This window comes from Syntrophales bacterium, assembly GCA_026417625.1.
In the GTDB taxonomy this organism is placed as follows: domain Bacteria; phylum Desulfobacterota; class Syntrophia; order Syntrophales; family UBA8958; genus JAOACW01.
On the sequence record JAOACW010000002.1, the window covers coordinates 1 to 17453 of the forward strand.

General features: G+C 44.8%; 15 protein-coding genes. 5 read left to right on the forward strand and 10 right to left on the reverse strand.

The genetic code is table 11. The features are described from left to right. Together N2317_01555 and N2317_01560 are read left to right on the forward strand one after the other, a co-directional pair. Positions 1-995 (forward strand): electron transfer flavoprotein subunit alpha/FixB family protein (locus N2317_01555; protein MCX7816182.1); only part of this gene is annotated, 995 nt, incomplete at its 5' end. Between the two features lie 54 nt (positions 996-1049). Further along, positions 1050-3233, forward strand: coding sequence for a heterodisulfide reductase-related iron-sulfur binding cluster (locus N2317_01560; protein MCX7816183.1), 2184 nt, complete (start codon positions 1050-1052; stop codon positions 3231-3233). Positions 3234-3303: 70 nt separating this feature from the next. Here N2317_01560 and N2317_01565 read toward each other — a convergent pair whose 3' ends face one another. The 3 genes from N2317_01565 to N2317_01575 all read right to left on the reverse strand — a co-directional run bounded on the left by N2317_01565 (position 3304) and on the right by N2317_01575 (position 7968). Further along, positions 3304-4434: a GDSL-type esterase/lipase family protein gene (locus N2317_01565; GenBank protein MCX7816184.1), complete on the reverse strand. Its 1131-nt coding sequence runs from the start codon at positions 4432-4434 to the stop codon at positions 3304-3306. 334 nt (positions 4435-4768) lie between these two features. Further along, positions 4769-5470, reverse strand: a complete 702-nt coding sequence (locus N2317_01570) for a glycosyltransferase (protein ID MCX7816185.1) — start codon at positions 5468-5470, stop codon at positions 4769-4771. Beyond that, the gene (locus N2317_01575) at positions 5467-7968 is read right to left on the reverse strand and encodes a hypothetical protein (GenBank protein ID MCX7816186.1); all 2502 of its coding nucleotides are present in this window, start codon (positions 7966-7968) and stop codon (positions 5467-5469) included. The genes N2317_01570 and N2317_01575 overlap by 4 nt, the downstream gene beginning before the upstream one ends. Before the next feature lie 142 nt (positions 7969-8110). On the opposite strand from N2317_01575, the gene N2317_01580 reads away from it, so the two are divergent. Then, positions 8111-9802, forward strand: a complete 1692-nt coding sequence (locus N2317_01580) for a long-chain fatty acid--CoA ligase (protein ID MCX7816187.1) — start codon at positions 8111-8113, stop codon at positions 9800-9802. 53 nt (positions 9803-9855) lie between these two features. Here the strand turns inward: N2317_01580 and N2317_01585 are convergent, their stop codons facing one another. Then, positions 9856-11310 carry an AMP-binding protein gene (locus tag N2317_01585; protein ID MCX7816188.1) on the reverse strand — a complete coding sequence of 485 codons (1455 nt, stop codon included), beginning with the start codon at positions 11308-11310 and terminating at the stop codon, positions 9856-9858. 175 nt (positions 11311-11485) lie between these two features. On the opposite strand from N2317_01585, the gene N2317_01590 reads away from it, so the two are divergent. Together N2317_01590 and folD are read left to right on the forward strand one after the other, a co-directional pair. Continuing rightward, positions 11486-11929 (forward strand): DUF2147 domain-containing protein, encoded by a 444-nt coding sequence (locus N2317_01590; protein MCX7816189.1) that lies wholly within the window; start codon positions 11486-11488, stop codon positions 11927-11929. A gap of 4 nt (positions 11930-11933) precedes the next feature. Beyond that, positions 11934-12791, forward strand: coding sequence for a bifunctional methylenetetrahydrofolate dehydrogenase/methenyltetrahydrofolate cyclohydrolase FolD (gene folD / locus N2317_01595; GenBank protein ID MCX7816190.1), 858 nt, complete (start codon positions 11934-11936; stop codon positions 12789-12791). On the opposite strand, the gene N2317_01600 is transcribed toward folD, so the two are convergent. From N2317_01600 to N2317_01625, 6 genes are all read right to left on the reverse strand, one after another. Then, on the reverse strand, positions 12769-13842 hold the full coding sequence (locus N2317_01600; GenBank protein MCX7816191.1) for a glycosyltransferase: 1074 nt from the start codon (positions 13840-13842) through the stop codon (positions 12769-12771). The two genes, folD and N2317_01600, sit on opposite strands and share 23 nt — an antisense overlap. A 62-nt stretch (positions 13843-13904) precedes the next feature. Then, positions 13905-14825 (reverse strand): hypothetical protein, encoded by a 921-nt coding sequence (locus N2317_01605; GenBank protein ID MCX7816192.1) that lies wholly within the window; start codon positions 14823-14825, stop codon positions 13905-13907. Further along, positions 14819-15187: an SxtJ family membrane protein gene (locus tag N2317_01610; protein ID MCX7816193.1), complete on the reverse strand. Its 369-nt coding sequence runs from the start codon at positions 15185-15187 to the stop codon at positions 14819-14821. Before N2317_01610 ends, N2317_01605 begins: the two co-directional genes overlap by 7 nt. Positions 15188-15204: 17 nt before the next feature. Then, a complete protein-coding gene (locus N2317_01615; protein ID MCX7816194.1) occupies positions 15205-15351 on the reverse strand; it encodes a DUF5989 family protein in 147 nt (48 codons plus the stop codon). Between the two features lie 60 nt (positions 15352-15411). Beyond that, entirely contained in the window at positions 15412-16302 is an 891-nt protein-coding gene (locus N2317_01620) for a glycosyltransferase family 2 protein (protein MCX7816195.1), read from the reverse strand. Continuing rightward, positions 16286-17446: a glycosyltransferase family 4 protein gene (locus N2317_01625; protein MCX7816196.1), complete on the reverse strand. Its 1161-nt coding sequence runs from the start codon at positions 17444-17446 to the stop codon at positions 16286-16288. Before N2317_01625 ends, N2317_01620 begins: the two co-directional genes overlap by 17 nt. Positions 17447-17453 lie beyond the last annotated feature (7 nt).

Here is a 17453-nt window from a genome sequence, read left to right on the forward strand (position 1 = left end):
AAAATACGATCACGGAGGAAGAGAAAATGGCAAAAGGTGTGTGGATAGTTGCAGAACAGAGAGATGGAGCTCTGCGCAAGGTGAGTTTTGAGCTGGCTAGCACGGCTCGTAAACTGGCGGATCAGCTGGGAGATGAGGTTGCAGCTGTACTTCTGGGAGGGGCTGTGGAGGCTCTAGCGGCAGGGCTTGGGAAATACGGTGGGGGTAAAGGATATGTGGCGGAGGATCCCGCTTTTGAACCCTACACAACGGATGCCTACGCTCAGGCAGTGACAAAGATTGTGAAGGAGAATGATCCCGTTATACTTCTCCTCGCTGCCTCGGCGCAGGGAAAGGATCTTGCAGCACGTTTGGTGGGATCCCTGGCGACTGGTATGGCCTCAGATTGCACGGATATAAAGATAGTGGACGGGAAGCTCTACGCAACGAGGCCTATGTATGCGGGGAAATGCTATGGGGAAGTGGTAATTGACAGTTTCCCCCAAATGGCATCGCTCCGCCCAAATGTATTTCCTTTGGTGGAAAATCCGAGGACTCCTCAGATCATCAAATTCGATCCTGGTCTTGGTGCGTTGAAGACGAAGGTTGTGGAGATTCAGAAAGAGGCCGCCGGTAAGATTGACGTAACGGAAGCCAACATCATAGTCTCCGGCGGAAGAGGTATGAAGGGGCCTGAGAACTTTGTAATTTTAGAGGAGCTCGCTTCCCTTCTTGGTGGTGCCGTTGGTGCTTCCAGGGCAGCGGTGGATGCAGGCTGGCGTCCCCAGTCCGACCAGGTGGGTCAGACGGGTAAGGTTGTTTCTCCCAATCTTTACATCGCTTGTGGTATTTCAGGTGCCATACAGCACCTGGCCGGTATGAGCTCTTCGAAATACATAGTGGCCATAAACAAAGATCCCGAAGCACCTATATTCCAGAAGGCGGATTACGGTGTTGTGGATGACCTCTTCAAGGTAGTTCCCGCTTTAACGGAGGAGGTTAAGAAGCTGCTGTAAAAAAACGCGAGAAAGGGGGGGCAATTATAGCCCCCCTGTTTTTACGGAGGCGCTATGGAAAAGTTCAAATTTTCCGTCGGCCATGAAGGCCGAGAGGTTTTCTGGAACGCCGAACACTTCGAACCATTTCTTTTCTTCTTTACATTTATAGCCCTAGCTATAATGCTCTATGGTCTCTACAGACGCTGGTTGATGTGGTACTCCATAGGTAAAACGGAGCCTGAGGACAGGACGGCGAACTTCAAGGAACGTTTCAAGATGCTCATCGTAAACGGTCTCCTTCAGGTTAAGGTTCTCAAGGATGCCTATCCGGGTATTATGCATGCCCTGATATTCTTTGGTTTTCTTGGGTTGTTTTTAGGAGCTGCCTTTGATGCAACGGAGCATCATCTAGCAGAACCCCTTGGTATGCCTTTCCTTGTGGGTAAATTCTATCTGTACTTCTCCTTTCTGATGGATCTTCTTGGGCTTGCCGTCCTCGTAGGTGTTATAATGGCAGCGTGGCGCCGTTACATCACGAGACCTGATCGTTTGGGTTACAGGGGTGTTCCTGACAATAAACCGGACGATGCCATTGCCCTCATTCTCATAGGGGGTATTATAATCACGGGGTTCATTCTGGAGGCTCTGAGGATCTCCGTGACATGGCAGTATACACCCTGGGAAACGTGGTCTTTTGTTGGTTGGAATCTGGCGAAGGTCTTCCACAACATGAGTCCACACGACGCGAAGACGCTGCATAAGCTGATGTGGTGGTTGCATACGTTTATTGCCCTCGGGTTTATTGCCTACATACCCTATTCGCGGCTGCTCCACATCTTCACGACGCCGGCGAATTACTTCATGGCAACGTTGCGTCCTACCGGGACACTGGAACCCATTCGAGATTTTGAGACGGCCGAGAGCTTCGGTGTGGGTACCATTGAGGAGTTCACCTGGAAGCAACTTTTCGATGCTGATGCGTGCACGCGCTGTGGTCGTTGCCAGGATGGTTGCCCGGCTTATTTAACGGGGAAGCCTCTTTCTCCAAAGAAGCTCGTCCAGGACCTGAAGGACTACTGGGTGGAGAAGGCACCTGCAGCTATTGCCGCTAAGAAAGCGGAACTTCTCGCAGGTGGAGAGGAGGCTAAAGCTCATCCTAAGTTGGTGACGCTTGTTAAATCTCTGGAAAGCATTGACAGGGTTGTAGATTCTTACCTGAAGAGCAAGAAAGAGGTTCAGGAAAGAACACTGGTGGGTGATGTTATCGATCTGGATGAACTTTGGGCATGCACGAACTGCATGTATTGCATGGAGAACTGTTCCGCAGCGATAGAACACGTACCCAAGATCATAGGAATGCGTCAGTACAAAGTTCTCATGGAAGCGGACTTTGCACCGGAACTCCAGCTCACTTACCGCAACATGGAGAACAATTCCAATCCCTGGGGTATTGGATCGCATCTCCGGGCAGATTGGGCGAAAGACCTGGGCATAAAGACCCTCGCCGAAGATCCAGATGTGGAGTATCTTTTCTACGTAGGTTGTGCGGGTAGCTTTGATGATCGTGGAAAGAAGGTGTCAGTAGCCTTTGCCAAAATTCTTCAAGCGGCGGGTGTGAGCTTTGGCATTCTGGGAACAGAGGAGGGATGTTGTGGGGATTCGGCGATGCGTGGTGGAAATGAGTACCTCTATCAAGCACTCGCGCAGGCTAACATTGAGGTTATGAACGGGTATGGGGTTAAGAAGATCATCACGACCTGCCCACATGGTTACAACGCCCTGAAGAAAGATTATCCTCACTTCGGTGGGAATTATGAAGTTTACCATCATACGGAGATCATAGCCAGGTTGTTGAAAGAGGGCAAAATACAGCTTAAGAAGCCTCTCGCAGGTATCTTTACGTATCATGATTCCTGTTTCCTCGGCCGTTACAACAACATCTACAGTGAACCGCGTAATATTCTGAAGTCTGTAGCGGGCATGAAACTTGTGGAGATGGAGAGGAACGGAGCGAAGAGTTTCTGTTGCGGTGCCGGTGGTGCGCGGATGTGGATGGAGGAGCACGGTGAACGTATAAACAACGCTCGAGTGAAGCAGGCTATTGATGTGAGTGCAGAGGGGATTGCCGTGGCTTGTCCGTTCTGCCTTACCATGATGAGTGATGGTGTCAAGGCCCACGGTCGAGAGGAAAGCATGGTTGCCCTCGACATAGCCGAAATTGTGTGGAAGGCTATGGGTCTGGAGGAAGAGAAATAGTCGGAGGAGGGGTAAGTTTAAGCGACTGATCCCTTTTGCGACCCCGGCATGCTTCAAGATGCCGGGGTTTTTATTTTATGATTTTTGGGATTTCTCTTGCGAGTACTTCGGCAACGACGGCGTGTCCCGCCGCTGTCCAGTGGAGATTTACGGGAAAGTACAGGTGGGGATTCGAGTTTGCAGCCTCTCTTAGGGGGTTAAGTAGGTCAATGAAAGATATACCATTATCCCTACACCACGAATAGAGAAAACGGTCGGGGTAGGTGGGGTCGAGGTTGGGTCTCTTTCCCAGGGTCTGTATCCAGATTTCAGGATAGACTTGGGCAGGTCCTGGGGCTACGGCTACGATCAGCTTGCCACCTTCCGCATTTACTTCTCTGGCGAGACGTAAGATGAGGGCCGTTGTTACTGACCAGGAGTTTTTCATTTCCTCATCACGGGGAGAGGTATACATCCTGGCTTCCCATTCGAAGCCTCCCTGTCGGGCTGGTATTATGTTTTTCTTCTCCAGGAAATTTCTTATGCTTGAAAATTTTGTTCCGGTGTTTACGAGAGTCGCGGCAAGGTGGGAGTACCCCAGCAATCGCACCCAAAAGGGGGTAACTTCACTTTCGTTTACGTGGAATTTACTTTGGGGTGCTTTTTTCCGAGGGACAGGTACGTTGCTCAGGACCAGCTTGCCCGTCCTATCTAGAATAAAAAAGGGTTTTTCGTAACCGTAGCGTTGTGAGGAAATGTTGTCCCATAGATCCGTCCAGAGATTTACCATGAGGAGGACGACGTCGGGTTTCCATTTTTTTCCCTGAATCTGCCAGAGCAAGAGTTCCTGGTCTGTGCCGTAACCTGATACCCCCAGGTTGAGAACCTCCCATTCGCCTTTTTGGTCGAGGAGGGCGGTGAATATTTTGTTTTCATCTACGCCGAACCCCCAGGTGTAGGAATCACCCAGGACGAGGAGGCGCTTTTTCTCGGAACGTTCATGAGGTATTTCCCTCCCACGGAACCCGTAACGATTTTGTTTTACATGGCAGGTGCAATCAATCCAGCGAAAGACGTCTACTGCGTTTTCCTTTCCCTTCCAGCCCAGTGTAGGGTCATAAGTGGTGAACTTACCCCTTTCTGATTCCACTATTGTGTTCATCTTCAGTAGGTTAATGTGGGGGAGTCCCAAAATTCTGAGGATCCCTTCGCCAATTAGCATCCCAATTAAGAGTCCAAGGATGAGAAGGGTTATCCTCGAAATGGGAGATGATCCTCTGGAAACTTTTTTTTTCGAGTTGCTCCTGGATTTCTTTATTCTTCTTGGACTCATAAAAAGGTTTTAGGTGAACGAGTATACGTTTGGTTAGCTTCTGTCAAGGAAAAGAGGGCTTATTGTTATGAGTCTTTAATGTTATGCTCTTGCTCAAACTGCATACCGTGTTTGAGGAGGTATACCCCTTTTGTTCGGAAGGCCCATGTAGAATGGGAGTTTTTCTCGTGTCTCAAGATTTCGCTATTAATCAGAGTCTCGGGCGAGGCGAAAAATTTTTACATCAGCGGCGGAAGAGTTCCAAAAAAAACTGGAGGTAATAAGCTGCACCCCACCGCCATATCTTAAGTTTTCTTTCACCACCTATGCGTGGGGGTTCGTCTCCCGGAATCTCCGTAACTTTTAATTTTTTTCTTGCTGCTCGTACAGATAGGAGTGGTTCCCAGCTTATACGTGTGTGGAAAAGTTTTTCTACTAAGTTGTAGTTTTCATCATTTAACAACTCAAGGTCATATATCAGTTGTTTTTTGTATGCCCGGAATATTACCATTGCGTCAGTGTAGTTCCCCCCGTGGAGAACGTTTATTGTTTTTGTGAACAGCCAGTTGCCGAATGCCGTTATGAAATCGTCATCGTAGCTTTTTGCCCCTGACAGATAACGGGAAACGATGACCATGTCGTAACCTTCTTTCATTTTTTCTATGAGAGATGGGATGAGTTCGGGTATGGAGTTCCCATCTGGACTGAAGGTTATAACTATGTCACCCTCCACATAGGGAAGGACCTCACAGTAAGCGTTACGTAACCCCGGTTTTTTCTGGATGTAGAGAAAATAATTGTTATTCTTTGCGTATTCTATCGTTCCGTCAGTTGAACCTCCATCAAGTATGATAATTTGATCGCACAATTCCCTTTTTATCCGCGGCATTATAACTTTCAAACCTTCTACTTCGTTCAGCGTGGGGACAATCAGAGTTGTTTTCATGACGGGATCCAGAATTTTTTATCATTCTCCGTTTTTTTTGCCTTAAGTAAAGATACTAAATTGTAGAGTATGAGGATTACACCTAAGTTCCCGAAGGTAATTAAAAATAAATGGGCGTAAAACACCTTCTTTTCTCGGAATATGAAATCAATTGTGGAGTTTCCTGGAGGAACGACAATACCTTTAAAGCCGAGATTGGTGCAGTAGATCGTTGTTTCTCTTCCGTTTACATAAGCCTTCCAGTATTTGTGAAAGGCATCAGCGTAATGCATGATTATAGGTCTTTGGTAGTTGTTAGAAATTTCCATTTCTATGTGGTTTGCGCTGAATTTTACCACTTTATAAGGGATATCAAGTCTTTCGTTTTTTAATAATGTACTTGAGATATTGTCGTCTAATTGATTAATGGGGTTCTGTACGTTTTTAGTTTCGGTATCAGTGAGTAATATATCTCCTTGATATTTAGTATCAGCAATGAGGTATTCGACTTTAGGTGAGGAATATATATTTTCAAAAAACTGGATTTTTGGGGAGTTACAACCCATAATCTTTAAGAAGGCAGGGTGGGAAGGTATGGGTTGTTCGATGTTTAAAGGTAGAAACTTTTCGTTATAAGCTATGTAATATCTATCTATGTTTATCAAACGATGATCAACCCTAAAGATTGAACTGCAGGGGTCAAAATAGAAGAACTGATCGGAATTCCAGTAATACGCTCCCCATTTTTGAAAAATGCAGTATCCTTTCTTCAAAATCTCTTTGTATTTAATGTCAGCACTTCTGATAAAAGTTTGGAAACGTGCATTTTTGTCGTAATTCATGGACCTGTCTGGTTGGAATGGATAATCCGTAAACTTGAACAATTCATATAGATTTTTTTCTTGGGTTGGGGGGAGCAGAATATGGAAGAAAAGCGATCTATAAGTCAGTAGTTCCCACGAATTTAGGATTATGATGAGTATGAGGAGTTTTATGCCATTTTTTTGAATTAATTTTTTGTTTTTTGCTTTCCAGATTATAAGGAGAAAAATTGTGGTTATTACGATGGATGTTAATTTGAAGATCATTATTTCCGAGCTTGCTTCTTCATATATGAGTGATCTGTGTTTAAACGGGACGAGGACTGATATTAACTTCCCAAGCAGAATCAAGCAGGTAGTAAAAAATAGAAATTTTGTTAGTGATTCATACCTAGACGTCTCATCATTTTTTGCGAGTGATATAGTTTTATCGAAAGCGAAACCGGCGATGAAAATAATGTACAGTTTGGCTATGCAGCTTACAAGACCCACATGGCGGAACCTGTCCATTAGAGGCCAAAAAAAGTAGCTCAACTTAGCGAAAAACCCGCCTACTGAAAACGATACCAAGAGTAAAAGTACTATCAGAAAGGTCAGTGTAATCTTATCCTGCAGAATTTTTTTTATGAGCATGTAGATAGCCAGTATAAAGAACGTAAGGGGCAATATACCCACGTATAGGAATTGATCGAGGCTTAATGTTAGGAAAGGAAAATCGGCTGGAACACCTGTTACAAGCTCCTTGTAATTCAAGTAAGAAATTTTTGAGTAGTTCAAAAAGACGCCATACGCCACCTTCCCACCAGCTTCTCTCATGAAATTTCTATAGACGATTTCTCCCGCTCCACATGATGTAAGGTATTTGTAAATTATGAAGATAGGAGTCAGTGTTAGTACTGTGACTGATATTATTTTTAAGATGTTGAGATAAACTCTTTTATCCTTTAGTTTTTTCGCAAAGATTTCTGTTTTGAACTGCGTAAATTGTATTTTTAACTCCATGTACCGGCGATTATCCTCTGTTTTGCCGGATTTTATGGATAAACTCTCAATAGGGGGAGTGTATAACAGCCAGTAGATTATCACAGTCAGAGCAACGAATAACGTTATTACAGGAAGTTGGTAAGGTAGGTTTCCGTAGAATGACCAGATTATCAAAAGAACATTTCCCATCAAGAAGTTGCTTATGGACTTCTCTTTTATGGCTTTTATGTATAGGTAAAGTACGAGGGGCATCATATAGTACAGGTGAAAGCTCCACCATATTTGGGATGCCCAGATTGCTGTACCGAAGACAGTGGTGGTCACAAAAAGGACTGTCCACGTATTTTTGTAAAATTCTTTCGAGAGAAGAATCGTCCCTGTAATCAGTACTATTTCATCGAAAAAAACGGATGCATAAAACATGAAATAGTAGTTTTCAGGGTGAAAGAATTTTACAAGTGGATAGTAAAAATTGTTGAGTATCCCGTTTTGTATGAGAAACCATATGTTGGTGACGGTTCCTTTGGTCAAAAATGGGAACCACTGGGGTATTTCCCCTTTCATTATCAGTTCATTCAAGAAACTGTACTGAAGTTGAAGGTACTGGAATGTGTCATGACCTAGAGGGATCCTTTTCGATATGACAAAGTTGATAAAGTAGAAAATACCAAGTAGAATGGTTGTTATTCCAAATATAGCCCTGTGAGATATCATACATTTACCGTTAGAAACTTTGCTTTGCGAGCCTAAATGAAAACTCAGGTGTTCTTAATGCCGCTAGTATTAAAAATCAATCATTTTTTCAGTTTCCTGTGATCTTATGATATAATCCAGTAAAAAAGGGAGGATGGCGACCATGACAGAGGAAAGCGTGTATCTCAAGAAACCGTGGCTGAAATCTTATGAAGAGGGTGTTCCTGAGTTTATCGATTATGAAGAGATATGTTTGCCCGACATTCTGGATCGTACTGCCCGTATGTCCCCCGATGCGTACGCCCTCATTTTTCAGGGGACTAAGGTTACTTTTCGTGAATTGAAGGATATGGTTGACCGCTTTGCCACCTGCCTTTCTTCATTTGGTTTGAAAAAAGGTGATGCCGTCGCCATACTCCTACCTAACACCATTCCTCTTGTAGTAGCCTATTATGCGATATTAAAAATTGGAGCGATTGCTGTGATGAACAATCCTCTGTATTCCGATGCGGAACTGGAGTATCAGTTCAACGATTCGGAGTCAAAAGCACTGATCACCCTGGATGTGCTTGCATCTCGGATGATTGCCCTTCGGGAGAGAACGGGTATCAGGCAAATAGTGGTTACGGGCATTGGTGACTATCTGCCATTCCTAAAGAGGATTCTCGGGAGGTGGCTAAAGAAGTACCCTTATGCAGATGTTCCAAAGGCCCCTGAGGTGTATTTATGGAAGGAGTGTTTGGCGAAGTATCCGCCCTCCCCACCTTATGTAAAGAACGACTTTGAAGATGTGGCTATGTACCAGTATACGGGGGGGACGACGGGTGTATCCAAAGGAGCCATGTTAACCCACGCCAATCTAAGCAAGCAGGTGCAGCAGTTGGAAGCGTGGTTCCCGAAATTTGGCAAGGGAAATGAGATCATGCTCGGTGCTCTTCCTTATTTTCACGTTTTTGGACTATCTGTATCTATGAATTTTTCCATCCATATGGGGTGGACACAGGTCCTTGTACCCCGTCCTCAACCAGCACAACTTTTGGAAGCTATCAGGGAATTTCGTCCCACCTTCGCTCCCCTTGTGCCTACGATGTACATTGGTATGCTAAACCATCCTGACCTCAAAAAAACTGATATGAGTTGCATAAAGGGTGCATTTTCGGGAAGTGCACCACTTCCGGTGGAAGTTATCCACAGTTTTGAAAAGGCAACAGGTGCGGTGATCGTGGAGGGGTTTGGAATGACAGAAACGACACCCGTTACTCATGTTAATCCATTCGCGGGTGGCGCCAGAAAGGTGGGAAGTATCGGTATACCCATTCCGGATACACTCTGTCGCATTGTCGATATTGAGACTGGTACCCGGGATATGCCTGTGGGTGAACCTGGTGAACTTATTATCAAAGGGCCTCAGGTGATGAAAGGTTATAAAGGCAAACCGGATGAAACGGCTAATGCCCTGAGGGATGGTTGGATGTATACGGGAGATATAGCGACGATGGACGAGGATGGATATTTTTACATAGTGGACAGGAAGAAAGATATGATCATTTCTGGTGGATACAACATATATCCACGAGAGATAGATGAGGTCTACTACGAACATCCTAAAGTTCAGGAGGCATGTGCCATTGGTATTCCTGACCCCAGAAAAGGAGAATGTGTGAAGCTGTTTGTGGTCCTAAAGGAGGGGGAAACTGCCACTGCTGAGGAGATGATTGAGTTCGGACGGAGCAGATTGGCGCCTTATAAATTACCCGTGGAGGTGGAGTTTAGGAAAGAGTTGCCCAAAACGAACGTAGGCAAAATTCTCAGGAAACAACTCCGCGCTGAAGAGATGGATAAAAGAAAGAGCTGAAATTGAGTACCACCTCTATTAAGGGCACAGGAAGCTCCTGTGCCCTTTTATTTTTATAGATGTTCCACGAATTCTACTTCCCTGGGGACTTTATATGGTGAAAGGTAGGTACGACAGTGTCTTAGGATGTCTCTCACTTCTACCTGAACATCGGAATTTTTGACTATAAGGGCCTTTACAATTTCGCCCCTCATGAGGTCTGGTTTACCAACCACTCGGGCTGCGTTAACAGCGGGATGCATTTCTAACACGAGTTCCACTTCCCGAGGATACACGTTAAATCCGCTTGTGATTATCATCCTTTTTTTTCTTCCCGTGAGGAATATGTAACCGTCGTTATCTATGCGGGCAAGGTCACCGGTATGCAACCATCCATTACGGATGACTTTAGCCGTTAACTCTTCATTATTGAAGTAACCTCTCATCACGTTTGGACCTCTGACAACGAGTTCACCTTCATCACCTGGCTCTTTGGCGTTACCATCTTCATCCACAACTCTTATTTCTACGCCTGGGATGGGGATGCCAATGGAACCAGGTTTATGTAAACCATCGAGTGGCGTTATGGTACATATCGGAGAGGCCTCGGTTAGTCCGTATCCCTCCAGCAGGGGTACACCAAATCTCTCTCTGAACGGTGAGATGTATTCGGGAGGAAAGGACGCACCACCTGTTATGCAGAAACGCAGCGAGTCGAGGTCGAACTTATCCGCCCCCTGATGAAAGATCATTCCCAAGTACAATCGGGGCACTGCACAGGTGTACGTTACCCCTTCTTTCTGAATCGACGAAAATATAGATTCCATGCTGAAATGTTCAAGAAGCACACATTTTGCACCGACGTAGATAGCGGCGAGCATGTTGGCAGCTGCTCCGAAGGCGTGATAGAATGGTATTACAGCTAAACTGCAGTCATCCTCAGTTCCCTTGTACATTGTTTTCAGAAGAACTGCCTGAGTGTAGAGGTTTCCATGGGTCAGAACAGCGCCGAGGGTTTTTTCTGTAAGTCCAGAGGTATAGATTATTACCGCAGGATCATCCTGAGAAGAAGTTGCTGAATCATTTATCTCACCGAAAGTTGTGGTAATTGCCTTCGTAAAAGGAGAAGGACTATCCATGCCTTTCGTTACTAGTAGGTGCCTGCACTTAGGTGTGTCGTTTTGTATCTCCAAGTAGCGTTTCAATAGTTCTTCCTCAGTTATTAGCATTGAGGATCCACTGTCATTCAGGAGATGGCGTAATTCATGAGGGGTGCTCTGAATGCTTACCGTTACTGCAATACCACCGAATTTAACTACTGCAAAGTAAGATATTACGAACTCAGGACAGTTGGGTAGCATTATGGCAACTCTGTCGCCCTTTTTTAGCCCTAGGGATTTTAAATAGGAGCTGAGAGCGCAAACGGCTTTTTTCAGCTCGCTGTAGGTTAGGCGGGCCTTGTCATGAACAAGAGCGATTCGATCTGGAAATCGGTGCGTTGTTTCCTCAAGGATATTCACTATGTTCATCTTTGAATGTTCCTCTGAATAAAGGTTTAAAGCCGCGGCATAAATTGAAGTAGATGCCAGACGACTTCATTTCATCCCTAACATATAGTTTGTCTTATTTCAATTCGTTGTTGATTTTCCTTGCCGGTCAGTGGGTTTCATTGTAGATACGGCTAAAAAACAGAGGAGATTTATAATGAAAAAGAGCATGATACCTTTTTTAGTCGCTGTGTTATTCTCTTTTAGTCAGGCCATGGCGCAAGACTCTCCCATCGGAAAGTGGAGGACTATCGACGATGAGACCAAACAGGAGAAGTCGATTGTGGAGATCTACGAAGCGAACGGCAAGTTATACGGAAGGATCTTGAGGTTAATTCAGGAGAAGGATGGAGGGGCAGGGAAGCTCTGTACTGAATGCCCGGGCAGTGATAAAAACAAACCCATGCTTGGGTTGGTGATCATCCGTGATCTTGTGCGTAAGGGCGATGAATACGCAGGGGGTACCATACTCGATCCCAAAAAGGGTAAGGTTTATAACTGCAAACTCAGGGTTATCGAAGGGGGAGAAAAACTTGAAGTTCGGGGCTTTATTGGCCTTTCTCTCATAGGTAGAACGCAGCTCTGGTACCGCGTGAGGTGAGTAGATGGCTGTTGTTATTGATGGAAACGCCATTGCGAGGAGTATCCGCGAGGATATTCGCGAGAAGACTTCAGTCCTTAAGATGGAGAGAAGAATCACACCTGGACTAGCTGTAATTCTTGTGGGTTCCAACCCCGCTTCGGAGATTTACGTAGGAAGGAAGAAAAAAGCTTGTGAAGAGGTTGGTTTTCTTTCTCGCGATTATCTTCTTCCGGAGGATGTGGATGAAAAAACCCTAATAAACATCATAGATGAGTTGAATGAAGACCCTGATATCCACGGGATACTTGTTCAACTCCCTCTGCCTGGTCATATCCGTACCAGTGAGGTTCTCCAGAGAATTGATCCCCAAAAAGATGTGGATGGATTTCACCCCCTTAACATGGGTTTGCTTTTGACGGGGAAGCCGCTCCATACGCCTTGCACACCGAAGGGAATTATGGAACTTCTTGATAGAACTGGCATTTCAGTCGAAGGGAAGGAGGCAGTAATTGTAGGTAGGAGCAATATAGTGGGTAAACCGACCGCTATTTTACTATTGAACCGGAATGCCACGGTTACAATATGTCACACAAGAACTCGGGATCTACCGTCCCTAACCAGAAGGGCAGATATACTCATTGTGGCTGTGGGGAGAGCTGAGATGATAAAGGGTAACATGGTTAAAGAAGGTGCAGTGGTAATCGATGTGGGTGTAAATCGCCTACCCAACGGGAAAGTGGTGGGAGATGTGGATTTCCAGGAAGTTTCATGCCATGCTGCATACATTACCCCCGTTCCTGGTGGTGTGGGACCTATGACAATTGCGATGCTCCTCGATAATACCTTGAATGCCGCAGTTAGATCACTCCCAGGAGCTTAAATATCTTATCAAAACGCTGTTCCCATGTGTGATCTCTCCGCGCTCTTCTGTAACCTGCTTGGCGGATTTGCTCCGCTTTTTCTGGGTTTTGTAGGAGTTCGCGGATCTTAGAGACGAGGTCTTCTAGTCCCTGGTAGGTCACTATTTCTCTGCCTATTTCGTAAACCTTTTCAAGTTCCGTGTGGTGTTCAGTAAGGTAGAGACCTCCACTCATCGGAATTTCAAAGTCTCTCCCTTTTAAACAATAGGTGTTTCGATGGCCCATGACTCCGCTGAATCCAAGGTTAATATGACTCTTGGAATAGAGCTGAACCATCGCCTCGGTACTTAGAGGTCCATTGAGCCAGCCACTACCAAACGCTTCAACCTTAATACCCCTTGCGCGGAGGTGCTCAATTACATGGCGTCGGTTTCCATAGCACTGACCTACGAAGGAGCACTCTATTGTTTTCTCCAAATTTAGGGGTTTGTGAACTTCAGGGTTGGCACCTTCCGGCAGGTAAATGGGTAGTGCCCCTTCCACTAAATATTTGACAAGCGCATCCTCAGTGCTAGTCCAATTAAGGGTAAAATAACGGCAGATGTCCCGTACGCCAAGAGCTTGTCCATTGTATATCTTTCCCACGAAGTTCTCCTTGTCGTTGAGTGATAGATTTACCGTTGGTATGCCGAGATGTTCAAAAAATTTCATAGTTTCAGGTGTAACCTGTTCACCAGTTACGTACATGAATATAACGTCCGGTCTAATTTTCTTAAGAAGATCTGAGACAAATGTGGTTAGATCGATGTTGAGGGTTTCTTTCATCCGCCTCGGCCATTCGCCTTCGAGGCCCAATCTTTCGAACCAATCATAACGCCATACCTCACCAAACTTCTCCAGAGCGGGCTTAAGGGATGTATCTTCCCAGTTGTAATGGTGGTAAATGGCAAGAATGCGGAGGTCACCTTTTTTCTTGGGTTTTATGCTGGGATGTCTCCTATGGATAATGTCTTTGATTTCACTTTCTCCAGGTACTTTGAGCCCCAGCTTGTGGAACATACGCCTGTACATTGTGTTTTCTCTTTGCAGTCGCCTCCAACCGAGCCATTCCCTTAGTTTTTTACGGTATATTTTCAGTGGATCTTCCATAGGGTGTATAGGCGAGGGCCGTTTGATTTATCCTCTCTACCGTTGATCATGTTTAAAACATGACCAGCGTCTACCGTGGGGATGGAGAGTTTTTCCGAAACATCTACGCAGACCAATAGGGCGCCGATACCGGCTCCCACAAGGCAAAGGTCTGTGTTGTCTGGAATCTGGGAGATTATGCTATTTGAAATCTGGGGCCAGCGGGTGGCAACGTAGTTTGCGGGTATTTCCACAAAAGATAGGTTGGGGTAACTCTTGAAACGTTTGAACCAATTCTCACAGTAATGGGGATTGTTGTCGGAGTTGACAATGCACACATTTTTCCCATTCACCAGTTCAGCAAAATAAGGTGACGTTAACCACGCGTACACCACATAGAAGGGGATATAGTTCTGTTTTGTTATCCTGATTCCGTTTTTGTGCAGGAATTCGAGAAAATTGAGTGATGATGAAGCTTTTTTGATCACCAAAAATGGAAAGATTCTTTTATCTTCGTTGATGTTACCCGGAAAGATCAAGGGCGCCAAAATGCCTTTGGCAGCGAGTTTCCGAAAAGCTGATACGTGGTAGGGTAGCGCCTTTTGTATGTGTCTTTTTGATTCTGCCTGACGGTAAAGGCCGTTGCACTTCATACTCATGTTGTAGAAAGCGTATTCCCCATCGGCAAAACGGACAATGGGTAAGCTCTTTCTGATCGTAATTGCTTCAGCGGTAAGGAGGTGAATTCTGTTCAAGTAATCTTCACCGTTTTTTATGTGCTTGTGAAAAATGCAGATTTCCTGTTCACGCATCTCGGGTTCGTTTATGGAGAACACATATTCGTTGTCGATACCTTCTATGTGAAGTTTGGCAAAAGTGAAATCTTCCTCTTCTATCCATTTATTAAGATTGAATTTTTCTACCATGGTCTTTCAAAATCAGGGGCGGTGAAATGTTTATCAACGATTTCGAAATAACTTTCTTTCGAGTTTCTGAGGAAATGATCCGTCTTTTCCCGGTGTGCTAAGCGGAAGAGGAAGGCTATTGGAGTGAGCACGAAGTAGAATATTAGGGAAAGCACTATTGTGGTGTTTATCCTTCCCAAAGTTCGCATTGCAGATATCCACCATTGGGCAATGATGCGGGCTAATCTGTTGTTGAATGTGTTTATCATGAGTAAAAAGATCGCCAACCAAACGAGAGGTAACCATCTGGTGAGTAAAAAAATAACAATAACGAAAAGTGTAAGTATGTTGAGCGCTCTGACATTCTCAAGGTGTTCTTTCATGTCCTCGCGACTTTCATTCAGAAAAGCGTGTATATAAAAGGTGCCAGTGGCGTGCTGCTCGCTATAATCAAAATGCTTATTAGAAGTAGAGTTACGACCATGGGAAGTAACCACCATTTTTTTCTCTCCTTTAGAAAAAACCAAAAATCTTTAAGTAGTTCCATCTTTTTAAATTTATCAACTTTTTTGATTTTGAACAACATTTAATCATCGATCGATGATCTTTACAATTTTTGGTTCGTTTTGAAGTTGCGTAAAAATTCCTTTGTTGTCTGGTATTTTACGATTTTCTCCATAATCATTTTGTTGCTTCTACGGAAGGGTAGTATTGCCCTTAAAGTTGCAAGACGGAAAGACGTTTTTATAATCTCTTTTCTGAGTATTTTTTTTACGGTGGTGTTGCTGTAGTGTTTGCTGTAAAAGGTGTACTCCGCACGAAGTTTTTTTAACCATAACTCTTTAAGGGGTGTGTTTCTCTCGCTCTGTCCGTGTAAATGGATGACCTTTGCACCTTCGATAAAACCAATTTCCTTTCCCTTTTTCCGTATACGTAGGCAGAGATCCTGATCTTCACCGTAAAGAAAGAAATCTTCGTCAAAGCCACCTACTGTTTTTATAATATCTGCAGGGGCAATCATAGCCGCACCTAACACGGCGGCAATCTTGCCGGGTAAACCACGGAGTTCGTACGATGTGTAACGTTGACCAGGGTATCGATATGACACAGATTCTTGATGGGTCCCATCGGGATTCACCATGTGAAGTCCGGCCAGTCCTACATGCGAATTGCTATTCATAAATTCCACAGCTTTGTTGAGACAGTTTTCTGTAAGAACCGTATCAGGATTCAGGAAGAGGATGTATCTGCCACGGCAAAGTGGCAACACTTGGTTGTTGGCTGCTGCAAAACCTCTGTTTTTTTCGTTCACTATGAGGTGTACCCAGGGATGTCGGGTGGAAATGAACTGTGCACTACCGTCATGGGACGCATTATCCACCACGAATGTTTCGAGATTTAAATCTCTCTGTTGCATTATTGATTTAAGACAGGAATCAGTTAAATCACGGGTATTAAACGAAACAACAACGATGGAAACGTCAATATAACTTGCCATGTTTTTTACTTAATACAATTCTGTAGATTTCGGTCATTTTCTGTGCCGTCCTCTTCCAAGTAAAGGCTCCGGCTGTTTTTATGGCCCCTTGGGAGAGATGTAACTTAATAACCGGCTGGAGGGTGTGTTTTATTAAATACGCAAACCTAGCACTGTCCGCAGGATCATCTATTGTAAAACCGTTCACGTTTTCTTCTATTAGATCTTTGGCACCAACTTTTGAACTCAAAATCACGGGTAGTCCTTTGGCCATAGCTTCCAGCACCACGATACCGAAGGTGTCGAACCGGGATGGCATTACGAATAAATCCGCCGATGAGTAAAGTTCATTTAAGGCTTTACGTGTCAATATCCCTGTAAATGTTACACTGCTTCCTATTCCGGCATTTGTGGCCATCCTTTGGTAAGGCCCTTTGTTATCTCGTCCCACAACGACGAGATGAAACTTAACCTCGGGAAATAAAACACGCAACTTTCCCAGGGCATTTATGAGGAAATCCAGACCTTTGATGTGAAAATTCATGGAGACGAAGAGCACAATGGGAAGATCTGAGGGGATACCGTACTTTTTCCTGGTGTGGTCTCTTAGGTTTTTTGATCCTGGTCCTGTGACCTCTTCTGGGTCGATTCCAGGATGAACAACTGAAACATGCGGTGAGGCGCTGGGGTATCTCCTGAGCAAATACTCCTTGGTCAAATTGGAAACAGCTATAAAGTGACAGTTTCTCTTAGAGTTTACCATTCGCTTTTCAACCCAACCCAAGGTGAGGTCGAAAAGACTGGGTTGGATTTTCCTCCGCACCTCTTTAATCCACAGAAGATGAGGTATACCGTGCAGTGTGTAGATATCCGGTTCAAACATCCTGTCATGGGCGTGGATTATGTCTATTTTAGCTCTTACACACGCGCGATGCGCAAAAAGGGCGAAAGACAACGGACGTAAGAATCGGGGAAATATGGGAATGGGGATACGGTGGAAAATCACAGGTGCTTTACTGGGTTGCCATTGGTTCGCAAAGATGTGAATCTCCCACATAGGATCAGAGGCAAGTTCGTCGGCCAGGGAGGCGGCGAACCCCTCCGCTCCACCTATCATTCCGTATTTGGGGATGCAGAAACCTATGCGAACTTTACTTGATTCCATACATTTT